The following is a 612-nucleotide window of genomic DNA, read 5'->3' as shown; positions in this document are numbered from 1 at the left end:
CCCGGGCCGAGGCCGAGGCGGCCGCGAACGCGCTGCGCGAGGAGAGCCGGCGCGAACGCGAGGAGGCCGCCGACGGCCTGCGGCGCGAGCGCGAGGAGACCTCCGAACACCTGGACGCGGCCGAGGCCGCCCGCGAGCAGGCCGAACAGGCCGCCGCGGAGACCAGGGCCGAGGCCGAACAGGCCGCCGGAGAGCTGCGGGCGCTCGCCCAGCGCGAGACCAGCCGGCAGCGCGAGGCCGCCGAGGCCTACGCCGACCGGGTCCGCACCGAGGCCGAACAGCACGCCGCCGACCTCACCGAACGCACCGCGGCGGAGACCGCCGAGGTCCGCGAGACCGCCGACCAGTACGGCGCCGAGGTCCGCGAAGCGGCCGACCGGCACAGCGTCGAGGTCCGCGAAGCCGCCGACGCCTACGCCGACGAGCAGCGCACCGCGGCCGACACGTACGTCACCGAGCAGCACACCGCCGCCGACACGTACGTCACCGAGCAGCACACCGCCGCCGACGCCTACGCCGCGGAGACCAGGGCCGAGGCCGAGCAGGCCGCCGGGGAGCTGCGGGCCCTGGCCCAGCAGGAGACCACCCAGCAGCGCGAGGCCGCCGAGGCCC

Annotated in this window: 1 pseudogene; it reads left to right on the top strand. The window is 78.1% G+C overall.

Going from position 1 to position 612, the window contains the following annotated elements:
- Window positions 1-612, top strand: a pseudogene (locus AE652_RS42220) (hypothetical protein); the annotation flags it as partial.

Origin of the sequence: Kitasatospora sp. MY 5-36 (genome assembly GCF_001182915.1) — a bacterium.
Taxonomy (GTDB): Bacteria; Actinomycetota; Actinomycetes; order Streptomycetales; family Streptomycetaceae; genus Kitasatospora.
This window is presented reverse-complemented; position numbering and strand designations above follow the sequence as displayed.